This is a genomic window from Streptomyces sp. LBL, assembly GCF_029893585.1.
In the GTDB taxonomy this organism is placed as follows: Bacteria; Actinomycetota; Actinomycetes; order Streptomycetales; family Streptomycetaceae; genus Streptomyces.
Genome location: NZ_JARXYX010000034.1, coordinates 77,165 through 95,703, shown reverse-complemented (window position 1 = coordinate 95,703; position 18,539 = coordinate 77,165). Strand labels below are relative to the sequence as shown.

Annotated in this window: 13 protein-coding genes and 2 pseudogenes; 4 read left to right on the top strand and 11 right to left on the bottom strand. The window is 71.5% G+C overall.

From position 1 onward, the window contains the following. Positions 1 to 9 precede the first annotated feature (9 nt). On the top strand, positions 10 to 804 hold the full coding sequence (locus M2271_RS33655; RefSeq protein WP_280891195.1) for an ABC transporter ATP-binding protein: 795 nt from the start codon (positions 10 to 12) through the stop codon (positions 802 to 804). Further along, a complete protein-coding gene (locus tag M2271_RS33650; protein WP_280891194.1) occupies positions 801 to 2,408 on the top strand; it encodes a transporter in 1,608 nt (535 codons plus the stop codon). Before M2271_RS33655 ends, M2271_RS33650 begins: the two co-directional genes overlap by 4 nt. Before the next feature lie 179 nt (positions 2,409 to 2,587). Here M2271_RS33650 and M2271_RS33645 read toward each other — a convergent pair whose 3' ends face one another. Together M2271_RS33645 and M2271_RS33640 are read right to left on the bottom strand one after the other, a co-directional pair. Next, a complete protein-coding gene (locus M2271_RS33645; protein ID WP_280891193.1) occupies positions 2,588 to 3,484 on the bottom strand; it encodes an alpha/beta hydrolase in 897 nt (298 codons plus the stop codon). 682 nt (positions 3,485 to 4,166) lie between these two features. After that, positions 4,167 to 4,859: a metal-dependent transcriptional regulator gene (locus M2271_RS33640; protein WP_280891192.1), complete on the bottom strand. Its 693-nt coding sequence runs from the start codon at positions 4,857 to 4,859 to the stop codon at positions 4,167 to 4,169. A gap of 325 nt (positions 4,860 to 5,184) precedes the next feature. Here M2271_RS33640 and M2271_RS33635 point away from each other — a divergent pair, with 325 nt between their 5' ends. Continuing rightward, positions 5,185 to 5,940: an SIS domain-containing protein gene (locus tag M2271_RS33635; RefSeq protein WP_280891191.1), complete on the top strand. Its 756-nt coding sequence runs from the start codon at positions 5,185 to 5,187 to the stop codon at positions 5,938 to 5,940. Between the two features lie 101 nt (positions 5,941 to 6,041). On the opposite strand, the gene M2271_RS33630 is transcribed toward M2271_RS33635, so the two are convergent. Continuing rightward, the gene (locus tag M2271_RS33630; protein ID WP_280891190.1) at positions 6,042 to 7,448 is read right to left on the bottom strand and encodes a PAS domain-containing protein; all 1,407 of its coding nucleotides are present in this window, start codon (positions 7,446 to 7,448) and stop codon (positions 6,042 to 6,044) included. A gap of 691 nt (positions 7,449 to 8,139) precedes the next feature. Beyond that, positions 8,140 to 9,249 carry a citrate synthase 2 gene (locus tag M2271_RS33625; protein ID WP_280891189.1) on the bottom strand — a complete coding sequence of 370 codons (1,110 nt, stop codon included), beginning with the start codon at positions 9,247 to 9,249 and terminating at the stop codon, positions 8,140 to 8,142. A 277-nt stretch (positions 9,250 to 9,526) separates the two neighbouring features. On the opposite strand from M2271_RS33625, the gene pdxH reads away from it, so the two are divergent. After that, positions 9,527 to 10,228, top strand: a complete 702-nt coding sequence (pdxH, locus tag M2271_RS33620; RefSeq protein ID WP_280891221.1) for a pyridoxamine 5'-phosphate oxidase — start codon at positions 9,527 to 9,529, stop codon at positions 10,226 to 10,228. Between the two features lie 67 nt (positions 10,229 to 10,295). Here pdxH and M2271_RS33615 read toward each other — a convergent pair whose 3' ends face one another. The 7 genes and pseudogenes from M2271_RS33615 to M2271_RS33585 form a co-directional block, all read right to left on the bottom strand. Then, positions 10,296 to 10,955, bottom strand: a complete 660-nt coding sequence (locus tag M2271_RS33615) for a TetR/AcrR family transcriptional regulator (RefSeq protein WP_280891188.1) — start codon at positions 10,953 to 10,955, stop codon at positions 10,296 to 10,298. Further along, positions 10,943 to 11,227: pseudogene (locus M2271_RS33610) on the bottom strand (enoyl-CoA hydratase); the annotation flags it as partial. The pseudogene M2271_RS33610 and the gene M2271_RS33615, both read right to left, overlap by 13 nt. Before the next feature lie 138 nt (positions 11,228 to 11,365). Next, positions 11,366 to 12,502 (bottom strand): acyl-CoA dehydrogenase family protein, encoded by a 1,137-nt coding sequence (locus M2271_RS33605; RefSeq protein ID WP_280891187.1) that lies wholly within the window; start codon positions 12,500 to 12,502, stop codon positions 11,366 to 11,368. Positions 12,503 to 12,575: 73 nt separating this feature from the next. Further along, positions 12,576 to 14,513, bottom strand: a complete 1,938-nt coding sequence (locus M2271_RS33600; RefSeq protein WP_280891186.1) for a biotin carboxylase N-terminal domain-containing protein — start codon at positions 14,511 to 14,513, stop codon at positions 12,576 to 12,578. 8 nt (positions 14,514 to 14,521) lie between these two features. Further along, positions 14,522 to 16,120 (bottom strand): carboxyl transferase domain-containing protein, encoded by a 1,599-nt coding sequence (locus M2271_RS33595; protein ID WP_280891185.1) that lies wholly within the window; start codon positions 16,118 to 16,120, stop codon positions 14,522 to 14,524. Then, positions 16,117 to 17,856, bottom strand: a complete 1,740-nt coding sequence (locus M2271_RS33590) for a DUF1446 domain-containing protein (RefSeq protein ID WP_280891184.1) — start codon at positions 17,854 to 17,856, stop codon at positions 16,117 to 16,119. The genes M2271_RS33595 and M2271_RS33590 overlap by 4 nt, the downstream gene beginning before the upstream one ends. A gap of 122 nt (positions 17,857 to 17,978) precedes the next feature. Continuing rightward, a pseudogene (locus M2271_RS33585) lies at positions 17,979 to 18,242 on the bottom strand (maleylpyruvate isomerase N-terminal domain-containing protein); the annotation flags it as partial. Positions 18,243 to 18,539 lie beyond the last annotated feature (297 nt).

Sequence of the window (18,539 nt, the reverse complement as noted above, 5' to 3'; positions counted from 1 at the left end):
GGTTCTGGCATGACGTCGGGAGCAGTGATGGGTTCAGCCGCCGTACGTGTGCGAGGACTCTGGAAACGGTTCGGGCAGCAGGTCGCTGTCGCCGGGATCGATCTGGAGTTGCCCGCGGGGAAGTTCATCGGACTGGTCGGGCCGAACGGGGCCGGGAAGACCACCACGCTGTCGATGGTGACCGGGCTGCTCCGGCCGGATCAGGGCTCCGTCGAGGTCGTCGGGCACGACGTGTGGCGGGATCCGGTCGAGGTGAAGGCGCGGATCGGGGTGCTGCCCGAGGGGCTGCGCCTGTTCGAGCGACTGTCGGGGCGTGAACTGCTCGCCTACTCCGGCCGGTTGCGCGGGCTGCCCGGGGCCGAGGTCGACAAGCGGGCCGCACAGCTTCTGGATGTGCTCGATCTGGCCGGGGCCCAGCACAAACTCGTCGTCGACTACTCGACCGGCATGCGGAAGAAGATCGGGCTCGCCGCCGCCCTCCTCCACAATCCCGAGGTGCTCTTCCTCGACGAGCCGTTCGAGGGCGTCGACCCGGTGTCGGCCCAGACCATCCGCGGAGTGCTGGAGCGGTACACCGCCTCCGGCGCCACCGTCGTCTTCTCCTCCCACGTGATGGAGCTCGTCGAGTCGCTGTGCGACTGGGTCGCCGTCATGGCCGCCGGACGCATCCGCGCCCAGGGGACACTCGCCGAGGTGCGCGGCGACGCACCCTCCTTGCAGCGGGCGTTCCTCGAACTCGTCGGCGCGCACAGCCGGGACGCCGGGTCCGACCTGGACTGGCTGGGCGGCGGAGCGGCCCGGTGAGCGCCTACGGCACCACCACGGCGAACATCACCCCTGTCGTCGTACGGCTGAAGGTGTCGCTGCTGAGGAACGGGCTCAAGCAGTCCGCCGGGCGGCGGGCCGCGTACATCGGTTCGGTCGTCGCCGTGCTGCTCTTCTCCGCGTTGCAGCTGCTCGGCCTGATCGCGCTGCGCGGACACGCGCACGCCGCCTCCGTGGTGGTGCCGCTGGTGGCGGTGCTGGCGGCCGGCTGGGCGGTGATGCCGCTGCTCTTCCCCGGCGGCGACGAGACCCTGGATCCCAGCCGGCTGGTGATGCTGCCGCTGCGGCCGCGGGCGCTGGTGCGGGCGCTGCTCGTGGCTTCGCTGGTCGGCATCGGGCCGCTGTTCACGGTGTGCATGCTGGCCGGTTCCGTCGTGTCGGTCGCGCACGGGGGTGTGGCGTACGTCGTCGGCGTCGTCGGTGTCGTCCTCGCGCTGCTGGTGTGCGTGGCCCTCGCGCGGGCCGTCGCCGTCGCCAACACCCGGCTGCTGACCAGCCGCAAGGGCCGGGATCTGGCGGTGCTCAGCGGCCTGGTCATCGCGGTCGGGGCGCAGGTGGTGAACTTCGGCGCGCAGCGGCTGGGCTCGGGCGGGCTGGCCCAGCTCGACGGTCCGGCCGACGTGCTGAAGTGGGTGCCGCCGGCTTCGGCGATCGGGGCGACGGACTCCGCGAGCGAAGGGTCGTACGGCGTGGCCGCCCTGCAACTCGGCATCAGCGCGCTCGCCCTGGCGGCGCTGATCGCCCTGTGGTCGCGGCATCTGACCCGGCTGATGACCGCACCGGACGGCTCCACCCTCCAGGCCGCCGACGCCAGGACCCGCGAACGGAACGCGACCGGCCTGTCCCGGCTCCTGCCGCCCGGACGGACCGGCACGGTCATGGAACGCAGCCTGCGCTATGTGTGGCGCGACCCCAAGACCAAGGCGGCCTGGGTGACCTCCCTCGCCATCGGTCTGATCGTGCCCGTGTTCAACGCCCTCCAGGGCACCGGCTCGATCTACTTCGCGTGCTTCGCCGCCGGGATGCTCGGCGTGCAGATGTACAACCAGTTCGGACAGGATTCGTCCGCGTTCTGGATGGTCGTGATGACGATCTCGTCGCCCCGGGACGCGTACGTCGAGCTGCGCGCGCGGGCGCTGGCGCTGCTGGTGATCACCCTGCCGTACGCCACCCTCGTGACCGTTCTGACGACGGCGCTGCTCGGTGACTGGCCGAAGCTGCCCGAGGTGCTCGGGCTGTCCTTCGCGCTGCTCGGGGCGATGCTGGCGACCGGGGCGTGGGCCTCGGCACGCTTTCCGTACTCCATCCCGCAGGAGGGGTACAAGAACGTGGCCCCCGGGCAGTCCGGGCTCGCCTTCATGGCCGTCCTGGGCGGCATGGGCGCGGCCGCCCTGTTGTGCGCCCCGGTCATCGCCGGGACGATCTGGCTGAACGTCAGCGACGGCGGCGACCGGTGGAGCTGGCTGCTGCTGCCGGTGGGCGTGGTCTACGGGACGGCGATCACGGTGGGAGGCCTGCGGCTGGCGGCGCCTCGGACGGCTCGGCAGCTGCCGGAGATTCTGCTGGCGGTCAGCAAGGGGTGACCTGCCGGTCGGGGGTGGGGGGCGTGGGCGTGGGCATGCCGGGGCTGGGCGGGGCGTGCGGTGCCGTGCCGGGGGCGTGTCGGGCCGGCCCGGGGTGTGTGGTGCCGGGCGGCCCGGAGACGTGCGGTGCCGTGTCGTGCCGTGCCGTGCCGTGCCGTGCTTTGTTGTGCCGGGGAACGTCAGGTCCTGAGGTCCGCGAGGACGCCGTCCAGGAAGGGCTCGATGGCGCCCCGCCAGGCCTCCGGCTGGTCGTGGTGGACGAGGTGGCCGGCCTCCGCGACTTCCGCGTACTCGCCGCGGGGCAGGACGCGGACCATCTCCTGCGCCTCCGCGCGGCCCAGCTGGCCGTCGAGACCACGGACGACCAGCGTGGGGCACTGGACCTGGGTGAGCTCCTCCCAGTGTGCGTCGTACACCCAGGTCTCGCGGGACTCGAGCATCTGTTCCGGGTCGAAGACGGGGCGCCAGCCGTCGGAGGACTCGTGCATGACCTCGACGTAGAACTCGCCGCGGGTCGGGTTCGGGCGCTCCACCCAGGGGTCGTCCTCACCGAACCACTTGCGGACGTCGGCGAGGGCGGCGAAGGGGGTGGGCCAGGCCTTGAACCAGTTCTCCCATTCGCGCTGCGAGGCGGCGCCGAGGGCGGAGGCCCGCATGTCGCAGATGATCAGACCGCTGACCAGGTCGGGCCGCTTCGCGGCGAGCTGCCAGCCGGTCAGGGCGCCCATGGCGTGACCGATGAGGACGGCCGGGCCGAGTCCGAGCTGTTCGAGGGCGGCTTCGGCGTCCTCGACGTAGGCCTCGCGGGTGTAGGCCGTGCGCGGGGGCTTGTCGCTCTGGCCGTGGCCCCGCTGGTCGAGGGCGACCGCGCGGTACCGCTCGGAGAGCCAGCGGGCGGTGGACGCCCAGTGGGAGGCCCGGCCCATCAGCCCGTGCAGTAACAGCACCCCGGCGCCCCGCTCGCGCTCGCCCTCTCCCGGACCGTCCTTCGCCGGATCGGTCTTGGGAGGGTCTCCGAATTCCCAGGCCGCGAGGCGTACGCCGCCCGCCCCGGTCACATCGATGCGTCGCGCCATATGGCACCCCCCTAGCTCCGCTCGGACCGTTCGCTCCCGCTCGGGGCGGACGGTCCTGTGAACCGCGTCCTGCCTGCTCTGTTCTTCGTGCCTGTCCACACCCCTGAAGCGCGGATTCCACGTGATGCGTCACCCGCAGACTATCGAAAATGTATTCGAAAAGTCCGTTCTCGCCGACAACACCCCTCGTTCGAGTGACCGCGTTCAAGGAATGATCGCCGCCGCCGGGGGGAGATCTTCAGCGGGAGGCGGACCGCTCGGGGACATCGGTCCGAAGGGGATGACCCTGGGAGCTCGGGGCTCCGGGTCAGCACAGGGGAGGACAGGCCCCGGCGCCACACGGCGCCGGGGCCCTCTCCACGTTCACGGCACACCATCCCCGCCCCTCCCCGGCCGGACGGCGTCACCGCCATCCCCCGCCAAGAGTCCCTCAGGTCATATGCCTCACGCGACAGCCTCGCACGCGAAACGTCCGAGCGCTGCGATTCGGCGCACTGAACCTCGGATTCGACAAGATCACCGAGGCGTCACAACTACCTCCCTGTCCCCAGGAGTTGACGGCCTCCTGGGAAAACGGCACAGCGCTTGGGTTCCGCACTTGCGTTCGCCGCTTCCGCTCAGCGCTTGCGGGCCGCGTTTCCGCTCAGCGCTTGCGGGCCGTGCTGACGATCCGTACTTGCGGTCAGCGTTTGGCGACGAACACGTGCGAGGCCACGGCCGACGCCAGCTCGGCAGCCTCGCCGCCACTGCCCACCAGCACACCGCCCGCCGACTCCGTCACGCTCACCACCGAACCGGGCTGCACACCCGCCCGGCGCAGCGTGTACATCAGCTGCGCGTCCGTCTGGATCGGCTCGCCGATCCGGCGCACCACGACCGTCTTGCCGTCGATGCCCGGATCGAGATCCGACAGCGACACCATGCCCTCGTCCAGGAACGGATCCGCGCCGTCCTTCTCGCCGAGCTCCTCCAGACCGGGGATCGGATTGCCGTACGGCGACTCGGTGGGGTGCCGGAGCAGCTCCAGGACACGGCGCTCGACGGCCTCGCTCATCACGTGCTCCCAGCGACACGCCTCGGCGTGCACCTGCTCCCACTCCAGACCGATCACGTCGACGAGGAGGCATTCCGCGAGGCGGTGCTTGCGCATCACACGCGTGGCCAGCCGGCGGCCCTCGTCGGTGAGCTCCAGGTGACGGTCGGTCGCGACGGACACCAGGCCGTCCCGCTCCATCCGCGCCACCGTCTGGCTGACCGTCGGCCCGCTCTGGTCGAGTCGCTCGGCGATCCGGGCGCGCATGGGGACCACACCTTCCTCCTCCAGCTCAAGGATGGTGCGGAGATACATCTCCGTGGTGTCGATCAGTCCGGACATACGTGCCCCTTGATGAGATCCGCCGGAAGCAAGACAGCTTCGCGGCTCGTGCGCTGGCGCTGGCCCTGGAACCAATTCTGCCGGATACCACCGACAACCGTGCCGTGCCGTGGAGACCCAGACGTTACGCGGAGAAACCGCACCACAGGATCGGCGTGATGCCGCAGTCCGGGGGCTTGCACTCGGGGGTGAACCACCCCCCGGCCGTATTGACATCCCACTGGTCCAGACCGCACCGTGATCCGCGGCACAGACGCCTCACCCCGATCCACCCCGATCCAGATGGATCCATCTGGATCCACCCTGACGCTCCGAAGGGGCCCGCATGAGCGACGGCACGCTGTCCGGTCAGTTCTTCGACGCCGCGATCGGCCTGCTGCAGCGGGCCCGGGACGAGGAGGCCTCGTCCATCGAGGCGGCCGGGAACCTCCTCGCCGACACCGTGACCTCCGGCGGCCGTCTGTTCGCCTTCGGCGCCGGGCACTCCTCGCTCGCCGCCCAGGACATCGTCTACCGCGCGGGCGGCCTCGCCCTGATGAACCTGCTGACCGTCCCCGGTGTCGTCGGCGTCGACGTCATGCCGGCCACCCTCGGCTCGGCCCTGGAACGCGTCGACGGCCTCGCGAGCGCCGTCCTGAACTCCTCACCCCTCCGCGCGGGCGACACCCTGGTGATCATCTCCCTGAGCGGCCGCAACGCACTCCCCGTCGAGATGGCCATGAGCGCCCGCGCCCTGGGCGTACGGGTCATCGGCGTCACGTCGGTGGCCTACGCCGCCGAGACGAGCTCCCGGCACGCCTCCGGCACGTACCTGAAGGACCACTGCGACGTCGTCCTCGACTCCAAGATCGCGATCGGCGACGCGGAACTCACCCTCGACGCCGTCCCCGCACCCTTCGCCCCCGCCTCCACCGTCGTCACCTCGGCCATCCTCCAGGCGGTCATGGCCACGGCAGCCGGAAGTCTGGCCGACCGGGGCATCGAGCCCCCGCTCCTGCGGTCGGGGAACGTCGACGGGGGACACGAATGGAACGGGCGGGTGCTCGAGAAATACGGAGAGCGGATCTTCTGGCAGCACTGACCGCCGGCCGGGATCCGCCCCCGGCCGGCGCCGACCACCGGCCGGGTCCGACCACCCACCCGGGGCCAATCCCCAGCCAGTACCGACCACCCACCCGGGGCCTACCTCCGGCCCACCACCTCGCCCAGATCCAACGCACAGGCGATCCGCACGGCCACGTCCTCCGCGTACACCGCGTCCCCACGCTCGAACTGACTCCGCCCGGCCCCCCGCAGAAACGTCACGACCCCGAGCGTCCGCCCCCGACTCCGCAGCACCGCGCACAGTGCGTGCACCACATCCCCCGGCCACTGCCGGGCCAGCGCCCACTCCCGTGCCTCCTCCGCCGACACGGCCCCCACACTCGCCCGCACGGCCCCGATCCGGTCCACGCACTGCAACGCCGGATGCCCCTCCGCATACCGCACCGGCAGCCCCGCCTCCCCGGTCAGCGGACTCGGCCCGGGCGCCCCGGAGGGCGTCGCGGCGACCCGTACCAGCCGTACCGGCCCCGTCGCCTCCTCGTCAGCCACCGCACCGCCCGCGACCCGGTCGATCAGCGCGTGGTCGGCAAAGCCGGCGAGCGCGAAGTCGAGATGGACGGTGGCCGCCTCCCGCGGGTCCTCGCACTCGGCGGCGGCCCGCGCGGCCCGGTGCAGCTGGTTCGCCCGGAACCGCAGCAGCGACGCCTCCTGCTCGCCCTGCTTGGCCTCCGTGACGTCCTCGAAGAGCCAGCCCACGCCCAACGGCACGGGCTCCTCCGCGAGCGGCGAAGCCAGCCGGACGAACCCGCAGCGCCAGCAACGCCGCTTCTCACCCTCCGGGGTACGCACACTCACCCAGATCTCGGCGGGCGCCGGCGGCGCGCCCTCGGCCAGCACATGCGCGAGCGCGCCCTCCAACTCCTCCACACCCTGCACGAGCAGATCACCGAGCGGCCGCCCCAGCGCGGACGTACGCCCGATGCCCAGCGCCCGGGCCGCGTGCGCGTTGACCACGACGGGCCGCAGATCGACGTCGACGAGCACGACACCCCAGGACGCGTTCTCGAACAACGCCTCACTCAGCGCGATCGACCGCTCCAGGTCGATCTGCGTGTGCACCTCGCTGAACGCGCAGTACACCCCGGCCGGCTTCCCGTCGGGCCCTCGCACGGCCGCCGACTGCGTCCGCACCAGCACCCGGCCGCCGTCCTTGGTCAGCAGCGCGAACTCGTGCACCTGCCTCCCGGAGGCATGCATCACGGACAGCAGCCGCCCCTCGACCTCCTCCGCGTCGGCGCTGCGCACCGCCCACCCGGCGAAGCCGCGCCGTCCCACGGCCTCCTCGGCGGTCCAGCCGAGGATCCGCTCCGCCTCACGGTTCCAGTGCGTCACCACCCCGTCCGCGTCGAAGGCGCACAGGGCCGCGTCCATCCCGTCGAGCAGCGCGGCCAGTAGATCCGAGCCGTCCGAACCCTCCGGGCCGTCCCGCTCGGGCTCGTCCGGCCCGATCTCGTCGGTGGTCCCACTATGCCGGGAAGCACTCACCTGGACCCCCTGCAGGCTGCCACGTCCGCACGTACCGCACATCGGTTCGCTCACTAACAATCATTCAACTGGAACGTGACGCAGCGCACATCGTGTTCCCGCAAGATTAAGAAAATCGTTGTACGCCGGAAACGCACCCGAGCCCGCCCAGAGCCGCCGAAAACCCACAGAAACCCCAGGTCAACCCAGAGACCACGGTCGCCCCCCGGCGCAGTTCGGACCCGGCACCGGCACCCTTCTCCCCCACACTTCGATCTCGATCCTCACCGGCGGGCCGGATCAACGTCCGCCACCAGAATCTTCGGGTCCCGCAGCGGGCCGGCAGATACGGGTACAGCAGTCGGCCGGAACCGGCACAGCCGACATCCCAGAAAATCGGTTGATCCCGTGCCCGGCCTCTTCTTAAGGTGTTCTCACGCTGAGAAAGGAGGTGATCGGGTACATGTATGAAACCCGGACGTGCGAGGTGGCTGCGGGCTAGCGCCCGTCACCACACTGAGTGCGGTGCCGGACCAGCGCGTGAACGACGCGTTGCAGCCGGCCCAATCCCAAGCAGTCACCCGACCCGCGAGCTCGCCGGTACGTCCGGCCGGCTTCTCCGCCGTCAGGCGGGGAGACCTCGAGTTCGCGGGTCGCCTGCGTTGGGGGGCTGCGTTGGGGGCCTGCGTTGGGGGGCTGATGCAGGTGGGAATCAGTGCGCGATCGCCGTCGTGGCGTCGTAGCCCTCGACCTCCCGCGGGTCGCGGGTGCCCGGACCGATGTAGCGGGCCGACGGGCGGACCAGGCGGCCGGTGCGCTTCTGTTCGAGGATGTGGGCCGACCAGCCTGCCGTGCGTGCGCAGGTGAACATCGAGGTGAACATGTGGGCCGGGACCTCGGCGAAGTCGAGCATGATCGCGGCCCAGAACTCGACGTTGGTCGCCAGGACGCGGTCGGGGCGGCGGGCGTGGAGTTCGGCGAGGGCGGCCTTCTCCAGCGCCTCGGCGATCTCGAAGCGGGGGGCGCCGAGTTCGCGGGCGGTGCGGCGAAGGACGCGGGCGCGGGGGTCCTCGGCGCGGTAGACGCGGTGACCGAAGCCCATGAGGCGTTCGCCCTTGTCGAGGGCCTGCTTGACGTAGGCCTCGGCGTCGCCGGTGCGTTCGATCTCCTCGATCATGTGCAGGACGCGGGAGGGGGCGCCGCCGTGCAGGGGGCCGGACATGGCTCCCACGGCGCCGGACAGGGCCGCGGCCACGTCGGCGCCGGTGGACGCGATCACGCGTGCGGTGAAGGTGGAGGCGTTCATGCCGTGTTCGGCCGCCGAGGTCCAGTAGGCGTCGACCGCCGCGACGTGCTTGGGGTCCGGCTCGCCGCGCCAGCGGATCATGAAGCGTTCGACGACGGACTGGGCCTTGTCGATCTCGCGCTGCGGGACCATGGGCCGGCCCTGGCCGCGGGCGGACTGGGCGACGTAGGAGAGGGCCATGACGGCGGCTCGGGCCAGGTCGGCACGGGCCTGTTCGGCGTCGATGTCCAACAGGGGTTTCAGGCCCCAGACGGGGGCGAGCATGGCGAGCGCGGACTGGACGTCGACGCGGATGTCGCCGGAGTGGACGGGGATCGGGAAGGGTTCGGCGGGCGGCAGGCCGGGGTTGAAGGCGCCGTCGACGAGCAGGCCCCAGACATTGCCGAACGAGACGTGGCCGACCAGGTCCTCGATGTCGACGCCCCGGTATCGCAGGGCGCCGCCTTCCTTGTCCGGTTCGGCGATCTCCGTTTCGAACGCGATGACTCCTTCGAGTCCGGGTACGAAGTCGGACATCAGGCGGCTCCTCATGATGTGGGCGGCAGGTGGCGCCGGTGTGGCGTCGCTGTGGTGTAGGGCGTGGTGCCGGTGTGGCATCGGTGGATCCACGGTCGGTGCGGGACTCGCGGTCCTGGCGGTCCTGGCGGTCCTGGCGGTCCTGGCGGTCACCCCGGTGATGCCCCGTGCGGTCGGCGGTCACCTCACCCGGGATGGCCTCTCACCATAACTCCGAGTGCCACCTTTGGGCAGCCCTTGCGGCACTCAGTGCCACCTTCCCGTGCGGTCGCCTTGGATACGGCAGGATGACCCCGTGAACGACCCAGACGCCGTCTCCACCGATCCCGCCTCGATCGATCCCGCCTCGATGCGCAAGCAGTACCGGGCGGAAGGGTTCGCCGAGACCGACCTGGCCGCCGCCCCCGTGGAGCAGTTCGCGCGCTGGTTCCAGCAGGCCGCGACGGAGGGCCGGTTGTTCGAGCCGAACGCCATGATCGTCTCCACGGCGGACACCGAGGGCCGGCCCAGTTCTCGTACGGTGCTGTTGAAGCACTTCGATGATCAGGGCTTCGTCTTCTACACCAACTACGACTCCCGCAAAGCCCGCGACCTGGCGGGGAATCCGCACGTCGCGTTGTTGTTCCCCTGGCATCCGATGGCCCGGCAGGTCATCGTGACGGGCGTCGCCCGGCGCACCGGCCGGGACGAGACCGCCGCGTACTTCCGTACCCGCCCGCACGGCTCGCAGTTGGGTGCCTGGGCGAGCGGGCAGTCGTCGGTGATCGCGGGCCGCGACGGGCTGGACGCGGCGTACGCGGAGCTGCTGGCCCGTTATCCGGAGGGCGAGCGGGTGCCGGTGCCGCCGCACTGGGGTGGTTTCCGGGTGGCGCCGCGGACCGTGGAGTTCTGGCAGGGCCGCGAGAACCGGCTGCACGACCGGTTGCGGTACGTGGCGGAGGCGGACGGGAGTTGGCGGGTGGAGCGGCTCAGTCCCTGAGGGCGGGTCAGTCCCCGAGGGTGACTCAGTCCCTGAGGGCGGCGGGTCAGTCGCTGAGGACGGCGGGTCAGTCCCTGAGGACCGTGTCCAGGATCTCCACCCACTGCGCCACGACCCTTTCTCGCCGCCCGGTGTCGTCCGTGAGCAGGTTGGCGAGGCCCAGGCCCCGGGCCATGTCCAGCAGGCCCTGGACGGTCTCGCGTACGCCGGGGCGGGACTCGTCGGCGCCGAGCAGGTCGACCGCTGTCCGGTGGGTCTCGCGGCCGACGCGGGCCTCCAACTCCGTTACCCGTGGCCGTAGTTGCTCCTCATTGGAGGCGGCGACCCAGAGGTGGAGGGCGGCGCGGAAGAGGGGGCCGGTGTAGAGGTCGACGAGCGCGGAGACGACCGCGTGGCGGTCGCCGGGCGCTCCACCGCCCTGCGCGCCCTGCACGCCCTGGGGGAACAGGGCGCGCGTGGCGGTGGAGCGTTCCTCGGCGACGTACTCGACCGCTGCCGTGAAGAGGTCCTCGCGGGTGGGGAAGTGGTGCTGGGCGGCGCCGCGGGAGACGCCGGCGCGTTCGGCGACGACGGTGACGGTGGAGCCTGCCCAGCCGTGTTCGGCGAGGCAGGCGACGGCCGCTTCGAGGAGTCGTTGCCGGGTGGCCCGGCTGCGGTCCTGCTTGGGGACGCGTTCGGCCGGTGCACGTTCGCCCGGTACACGTTCGGCCGCGCTCACAGCACCCATGGGGGATCCCGTCGTTCGAGGAAGGCCGTCATGCCCTCGCGGGCGTCGGCGGAGCCGAACAGCCGGGCCGAGAGCGCGGTGAGGTCGGCCGCGTCCCGGTCGAAGGCTTCCAGCACCCTAGCCGTGAGCAGCTGTTTCGTCTCGGCCAGCCCCCGGGGTGCGGCTTTGCGGAGGCCGTCCAGGATGGGTGCGAGTACGGCGTCCACGTCGTCGCCCGCCGCCGTCAGCAGGCCGATGCGGGCGGCCTCGGCGGCGTCGAAGCGTTCGCCGGTCTCCCGGAGTCGAAGGCGCGGGATCTTGCCGGATGGGCGGGACGTCTGCGACTCGCTGCGGATCATGGATCCTCCTCGCGCGACACGGCACTCGGTCAGTACGACTCGTCAGGACGACTCAGTAGGGCTCAGCAGGACTCAGTACGACTTGGGCAGGCCGAGGGTCTGGTGGGAGACGTAGTTGAGAATCATCTCGCGGCTCACCGGGGCGATACGGGCCACGCGGGCGGCCGTGATCAGCGAAGCGAGCCCGAATTCGCGGGTGAGGCCGTTGCCGCCGAGGGTGTGCACGGCCTGGTCGACGGCCTTCACGCAGGCCTCTCCGGCGGCGTACTTGGCCATGTTGGCGGCCTCGCCGGCGCCGGTGTCGTCGCCGGCGTCGTACAGGTGGGCGGCCTTCTGCATCATCAGGCGGGCGAGTTCGAGATCGATGTGTGCCTGCGCGAGAGGGTGGGCGATGGCCTGGTGGGCGCCGATGGGGGTGTTCCAGACCGTGCGGTCACGGGCGTACGCGACCGCTCGGCCGAGAGCGTGACGGCCCATGCCGATCGCGAAGGCGGCGGTCATGACGCGTTCGGGGTTGAGGCCTGCGAAGAGCTGGAGCAGACCGGCGTCCTCGTCGCCCACGAGGGCGTCGGCGGGGAGCCGTACGTCGTTCATGGTCAGCTCGAACTGCTTCTCCGCGCCGGTCAGTTCCATGTCGATCTGGCGGTGCTCGAAGCCGGGGGCGTCGCGGGGGACGATGAACAGGCAGGGCTTGAGCCGGCCGGTGCGGGAGTCCTCCGTGCGGCCGACGATGAGGGTGGCATCGGCTATGTCGACACCTGAGATGAAGACCTTGCGGCCGGTGAGCAGCCAGTCGCCGGTGTCCGGGGCGCGGTGGGCCGTGGTGGTGATGCGGTGGGAGTTGGAGCCGGCGTCGGGTTCGGTGATGCCGAAGGCCATGGTGCGGGTGCCGTCGGCGAGTCCGGGGAGCCACTCGCGTTTCTGTTCCTCGGTACCGAAGCGGGCGATCACGGTGCCGCAGATCGCCGGGGAGACGACCATCATGAGCAGGGGGCAGCCGGCGGCGCCCAGTTCTTCGAGGACGATGGAGAGTTCGGCGATTCCGCCGCCGCCACCGCCGTGTGCCTCGGGGAGGTTGACGCCTAGGTAGCCGAGCTTTCCGGCCTCGGCCCAGAGGGCCTCTCGGTCGTGGTTGCGGCCGTGGCGTCGGCCCAGGGCGGCGACGGCGGCGCGCAGGGCCTGGTGTTCCTCGGTTTCGGTGACGGCCATGTGGCTGTGGCTCCTTCGTCGTGGCTGGTCCCGCTCGCGCGGCAGAGTGCGTGTCCGATACCGCCCCGTGTCCCTAAGTGGGCTGTATGGCTGGCTCTGTGGCCGGCTCTGTGGCCGGCTCTGTGGCTGGCTCTCTGGCCGGCTCTCTGGCTGGCTGTACTACCGCCAGCAGAGATCCGACCGACACCTGCTGGCCGGATGTCACGTGCAGGGCGCTCAGCGTCCCCGTGGCCGGCGCGGCGACCTTGTGTTCCATCTTCATCGCCTCCAGCCACAGCAGGGGCTCTCCGGCCCGCACCGTGGCTCCTACGGCGACGCCCTCGGCGATCCTGACCACCGTGCCCGGCATGGGGGCCAGGAGGGAGCCGGGTGCGTGCTGTGCCGTCGGATCCGGGAAGCGGGACAGGGCGGTCAGGGCGTCGGCGTTCACGAAGACCTGGTCGCCGTACCGCGTCACCTCGAACTTCCGTCGTACGCCGGCGACTTCGAGTACGACGAGACGCGCGTCGGCGTGGACGACCCGCACTCCGTCCGCCTCCGGGCCCGACCGGGTGTGCCGGTAGTGGACCTCGTGTTCCTCGCCCGCCATGGCGTAGCGCTTGGTCTGAGGCTGGGACGGGACGTTGCGCCAGCCTCCGAAGCGGGAGCGGGAGCGGGAGCGGGCGTGGACGTCGGCGAGGGCGGCGGCCAGGGGGGCGTGGGGGTCGCCCTGGCCGAGGGCGGTCAGGTCCGGGAGGTGGCGGTCGTAGAAGCCGGTGTCCATGCGGGCGGTGGTGAACTCCGGGTGCCGTAGTGACCGTACGAGGAGGTCACGGTTGGTGACCGGGCCGTGGAGGGTCGCCCTCTCCAGGGCGCCGGCGAGTGTGCGGACGGCCTCCGCGCGCGTGGGTGCGTGGGCGACGAGTTTGGCGAGCATGGGGTCGTAGTGGACGCCGATGGGGTCGCCGGCCTCGTAGCCCGTGTCCAGGCGGACGCCGTCCGGGACGGTCAGGTGGTGCAGGATGCCGGTCTGGGGGGTCCAGTCGTGTGCCGGGTCCTCGGCGTAGAGGCGGGCCTCGACGGCGTGGCCGGACGGGAGCGGCGGGGTGCCCTCCAGTGCGGCGCCCTCGGCGATGCGGAGCTGGAGAGCGACCAGGTCGAGGTCGAAGACGGCTTCCGTGACGGGGTGTTCGACCTGGAGGCGGGTGTTCATCTCCAGGAAGTGGGGCCGGCCGTCCGCGATCAGGAACTCGACCGTGCCGGCGCCGACGTAGTCGACGGACCGGGCGGCGCGTACGGCCACGTCGTACAGCTCCCGGGTGAGCTCTTCGGGGAGTCCTGGTGCGGGGGCCTCCTCGATGACCTTCTGGTGGCGGCGTTGGAGGGAGCAGTCCCGGGTGCCGAGGGGCCAGACGGTGCCGTGGGTGTCGGCGAGGATCTGCACCTCGACGTGGCGGCCGCCCGCCTCGCCCCCGAGATACGGCTCGACGAACACCTCGCCGTCACCGAAGGCGCTCGCGGCCTCGGCGGCGGCGCTCTCCAGGGCGGCGTCCAGCTCCTCCAGGCGGCGTACGACCCGCATGCCGCGCCCGCCACCGCCCGCCGCCGCCTTCACCAGGACCGGCAGGTCGGTCTCGGTGACCTGGGTCAGCGGCGGGATCCCCAGCAGCTTCTTGGCGCGCGTCTTGGACGCCATCGCCTCGATCGCCTCCGGGGGCGGGCCGATCCACAGCAGGCCCGCGTCGAGGACGGCGCGGGCGAAGTCGGCGTTCTCGGAGAGGAAGCCGTAGCCGGGGTGCACGGCGTCCGCTCCGGCGGCGAGGGCCGCCTTCACGATCAGGTCGCCGCGCAGATACGTGTCGGCGGGCGCCGCGCCCGGCAGTCGTACCGTGGCGTCGGCCACGCGCGCGTGGAGCGCGTTCTCGTCGGCGTCCGAGTGCACGGCGACGGTCCGGATTCCCAGCGCGGCGCAGGTGCGGACGATGCGGCAGGCGATCTCGCCCCGGTTGGCGACGAGGAGTGTCGTGATCACGTTGTTCCTCACATCCGGAAGACGCCGAAGCCGCCGCGCGCACCCTCGTACGGCGCCGTGTGGATGGCCGACAGGCACAGTCCGAGGACGGTGCGGGTGTCGCGGGGGTCGATGACGCCGTCGTCGTAGAGCCGCCCGGACAGGAACATGGGCAGCGACTCGGACTCGATCTGCTGCTCCACCATGGCGCGTAGCGCGGCGTCGGCGTCCTCGTCGTACGGCGCTCCCTTGGCGGCGGCCGACTGCCGGGCCACGATGGAGAGGACGCCCGCGAGTTGCTGCGGACCCATGACGGCGGACCTGGCGCTGGGCCAGGCGAACAGGAAGCGGGGGTCGTAGGCGCGGCCGCACATCCCGTAGTGGCCGGCGCCGTAGGACGCGCCCATGAGGACCGACAGGTGGGGGACCTTCGAGTTGCTCACCGCGTTGATCATCATCGCGCCGTGTTTGATGATGCCGCCCTGCTCGTACTCCTTGCCGACCATGTAGCCGGTGGTGTTGTGCAGGAACAGCAGCGGGATGTCGCGCTGGTTGGCGAGCTGGACGAACTGGGCGGCCTTCTGGGACTCCGCGCTGAAGAGGACCCCCTGGGCGTTCGCCAGGACGCCGACGGGATAGCCGTGCAGGGTCGCCCAGCCGGTGGTGAGGCTGGTCCCGTAGAGCGGCTTGAACTCGTCGAAGTCGGAGGCGTCGACGATCCGGGCGATGACCTCGTGCGGGTCGAAGGGGGTCTTCAGGTCGCCGGGGACGATCCCCAGGAGCTCGTCCTCGTCATACTTCGGAGGGATGGCCGGGCCGGGGTCGCCGTACGCCTTGCGGTGGTTGAGGCGGGCGACCACACGCCGCGTCTGCCGCAGGGCGTCCTGTTCGTCCACGGCGAGGTGGTCCGCGAGACCCGACACGCGCGCGTGCATCTCCGCGCCGCCCAGCGACTCGTCGTCGCTCTCCTCGCCGGTGGCCATCTTCACGAGCGGCGGCCCGCCGAGGAAGACCTTCGCGCGCTCCTTGACCATGATCACGTGGTCGGACATGCCGGGGATGTAGGCGCCCCCGGCCGTGGAGTTGCCGAAGACGACGGCGACGGTCGGGATCCCGGCGGCGGAGAGCCGGGTGAGATCCCGGAAGATCGCGCCGCCGGGGATGAAGATCTCCTTCTGGGAGGGCAGGTCCGCGCCGCCCGACTCCACCAGGCTGATGCAGGGCAGCCGGTTGGCGAGCGCGATGTCGTTCGCGCGCAGGGCCTTCTTCAGGCTCCAGGGGTTGCTGGCGCCGCCGCGCGCGGTCGGGTCGTTGGCGGTGATCAGGCACTCCACGCCCTCGACGACCCCGATGCCGGTGACCAGGGAGGCGCCGACGGTGTAATCGCTCCCCCAGGCCGCCAGCGGGGACAGCTCCAGGAAGGGCGTGTCGGGGTCGAGGAGCAGCTCGATGCGCTCACGAGCGAGAAGCTTGCCCCGTTCGCGGTGCCGGTCCACGTACTTCGGGCCGCCGCCCGCGAGGGCCTTCGTGTGCTCGGCGTCGAGGTCGGCGAGTTTGCCGAGCATGGTCTCGCGGTGGGCGCGGTAGTCGGCGCCGGAGGTGTCCAGGGTGGAGGTGATGACCGTCAAAGGAGGGCCTCCGGGATGTCCAGGTGGCGGGAGCGCAGCCATTCGCCGAGCGCCTTGGCCTGCGGATCGAAACGGTGCTGGGCGGCGACACCCTCGCCGAGGATGCCCTCGACGACGAAGTTCAGGGCGCGGAGGCCGGGGAGGGTGTGCCGGGTGACCTTCAGCGGGCCGCTCTCGGGGATCAGCTGCCGGAAGCGGTCGACGGTCAGCTCATGGGCGAGCCATCGCCAGGCGTCCTCGGACCGGACCCACACCCCCACGTTGGCGTTCCCTCCCTTGTCCCCGCTGCGGGCGCCGGCGACGAGACCGAGCGGGGCACGGCGGGCGGGTCCGGGGGGAAGCCGCTCCGGCAGAGGCGGTTCCGGTACGTCGTCGAGTACGACGGTCTCGTGGGCCGGCGCCACAGGGATCCGGCGTCCGTCGTGGAGGACGGCCCTGTGGTCGACGGCACCATGGGGGACGTGCACATCCTCGAAGACCCCATAGGGGGCGCCCTTTCCAGGTGGCGCCAGCACATGGAAGCCGGGGTAGCTCGCGAGGGCCAGTTCGATCGCCGCCCCGCTCAGCGTCCGCCCGACGGCCTCCTGCTCCGGGTCCCGTACGACGAGCCGCAGCAGGGCACTCGCGGTCTCCTCGGTCGGGGCGTCGGGCCGGTCGGTGCGGACGAGGTCCCAGCGGACGTCGGCGGGCGGTGACGTGGCCAGGGCGTCCGTCATCTGCTCCCGGACGAGGGCGGCCTTGGCCTCGATGTCGAGGCCGGTCAGCACGAAGGTGACCTCGTTGCGGAAGCCGCCGAGGCGGTTGAGGCCGACCTTGAGCGTCGGGGGCGGGGCTTCCCCGCGTACACCCTCGATCCGTACCCGGTCGGGTCCGTCCTGCGTGAGCCGTACGGTGTCGAGGCGGGCGGTGACGTCCGGGCCGGCGTACCGGGCGCCGGACGTCTCGTAGAGGAGCTGCGCGGTGACCGTGCCGACGTCGACGAAGCCGCCGGTGCCGGGGTGTTTGGTGATGACGGCGGTGCCGTCCTCGTGGATCTCGGCGAGCGGGAAGCCGGGGCGGGCCGACCGCCGTGGGGCGTGGCCGGTGAAGAAGGCGTCGTTGCCGCCGGTGAAAAAGGCGTCGTTGCCGCCGGTGAAGAAGGCGTAGTTGCCGCCGGTGGCCTGTGTCCCGCACTCCAGGACGTGCCCGGCGACGACGGCTCCCGCGAGCCGGTCGTGGTCGCCGGGCTGCCAGCCGAAGTGGGCGGCGGCGGGACCGGTGACGAGCGCGGCGTCCGTGACCCGGCCGGTGACCACGACGTCGGCGCCCTCCCGCAGACAGGCCGCGATACCGAAACCGCCGAGGTAGGCGTGGGCGGCGAGACTGCCGGGGTGGGCGGCGGTGAGATCGTCGCCCTCGACGTGCGCGACCCGGACGGGAAGTCCCAGCCGGTCCGCCACCTCCCGCACCCGGCCGGCGAGTCCGGCGGGGTTGAGACCGCCCGCGTTGGTGACGATTTTGACCCCGCGCTCATGGGCGAGCCCCAGGCACTCCTCCGCCTGCCGCAGGAAGGTGCGGGCGAATCCGGCGCCGGGGTCCTTCAGGCGGTCCCGGCCGAGGATGAGCATGGTCAGTTCGGCGAGGTAGTCGCCGGTGAGGACGTCGAGTTCACCGTCGGTGAGCATCTCGCGCATCGCGTCGAAGCGGTCGCCGTAGAAGCCGGACGCGTTGCCTATGCGCAGGGCTGCGGTGGTCACTGCCCTGCCCCTTCCGGCGGGCCTGACCCTTCCGGCGGAGCTGCCCCTTCCGGCGGGCCTGACCCTTGCAGCGGGCCTGACCCTTGCAGCGGAGCTGCCTCGAGCAGCCGGCCTGACCCTTCCGGCCGGCCTGACCCTCCTTCGTCGACGAACGAGGCGGGGGCCGCGAGTGCCTTCCCGGCCGGCGCTCCGAACGCGCCCTCGTCGGTGCCCGCCGTCAGCGCCGACCGGTCGGTCCAGGCGAGGTGCGCCATCTGGTGGGCGATGGTCCAGCGGGGCGCGGGGGTGGGAAGCCTCCACCGCTCCGGCGCCAACTCGGCCACGAGGAGGTCGAGTTCGTCACTCTCGGCACACAGGTCGTCGAACACGGGCGTCGGGTCGGCCATGGGGGGGAGCATGGCAGCGGGGTCGGAAACAATCAAGCGTGCTTGCATGGATTTGCGGGGAGTGCTCGGGAGCACGGGCCCTACTGGGGTCCCCGTAGTAATCGCCGAAAAAACAACGGATATCCCTGGCCTGCGGTGATGTGGCCTGGGGATGGTCGGCTTGGTCGCGCAGATGGGCAACGGCCATGGCCGGCTTGGCATCTGATACGCCGCGATGTGGCCGTTTGTCTGACCGTGTCCCGCCGGGGCTTCTACGGCGTGGCGCACGGTGCCCACGAGACGTGGGCGGTTACGGTG

Coding starts and splice junctions, on each gene's coding strand:
- M2271_RS33615 (WP_280891188.1), bottom strand. CDS start 10,955: ATGGGTGCTGTGAGCGCGGCCGAACGTGTACCGGGCGAACGTGCACCG.
- M2271_RS33625 (WP_280891189.1), bottom strand. CDS start 9,249: ATGTCCGACTTCGTACCCGGACTCGAAGGAGTCATCGCGTTCGAAACG.
- M2271_RS33640 (WP_280891192.1), bottom strand. CDS start 4,859: ATGTCCGGACTGATCGACACCACGGAGATGTATCTCCGCACCATCCTT.
- M2271_RS33635 (WP_280891191.1), top strand. CDS start 5,185: ATGAGCGACGGCACGCTGTCCGGTCAGTTCTTCGACGCCGCGATCGGC.
- M2271_RS33655 (WP_280891195.1), top strand. CDS start 10: ATGACGTCGGGAGCAGTGATGGGTTCAGCCGCCGTACGTGTGCGAGGA.
- M2271_RS33605 (WP_280891187.1), bottom strand. CDS start 12,502: ATGGCCGTCACCGAAACCGAGGAACACCAGGCCCTGCGCGCCGCCGTC.
- M2271_RS33645 (WP_280891193.1), bottom strand. CDS start 3,484: ATGGCGCGACGCATCGATGTGACCGGGGCGGGCGGCGTACGCCTCGCG.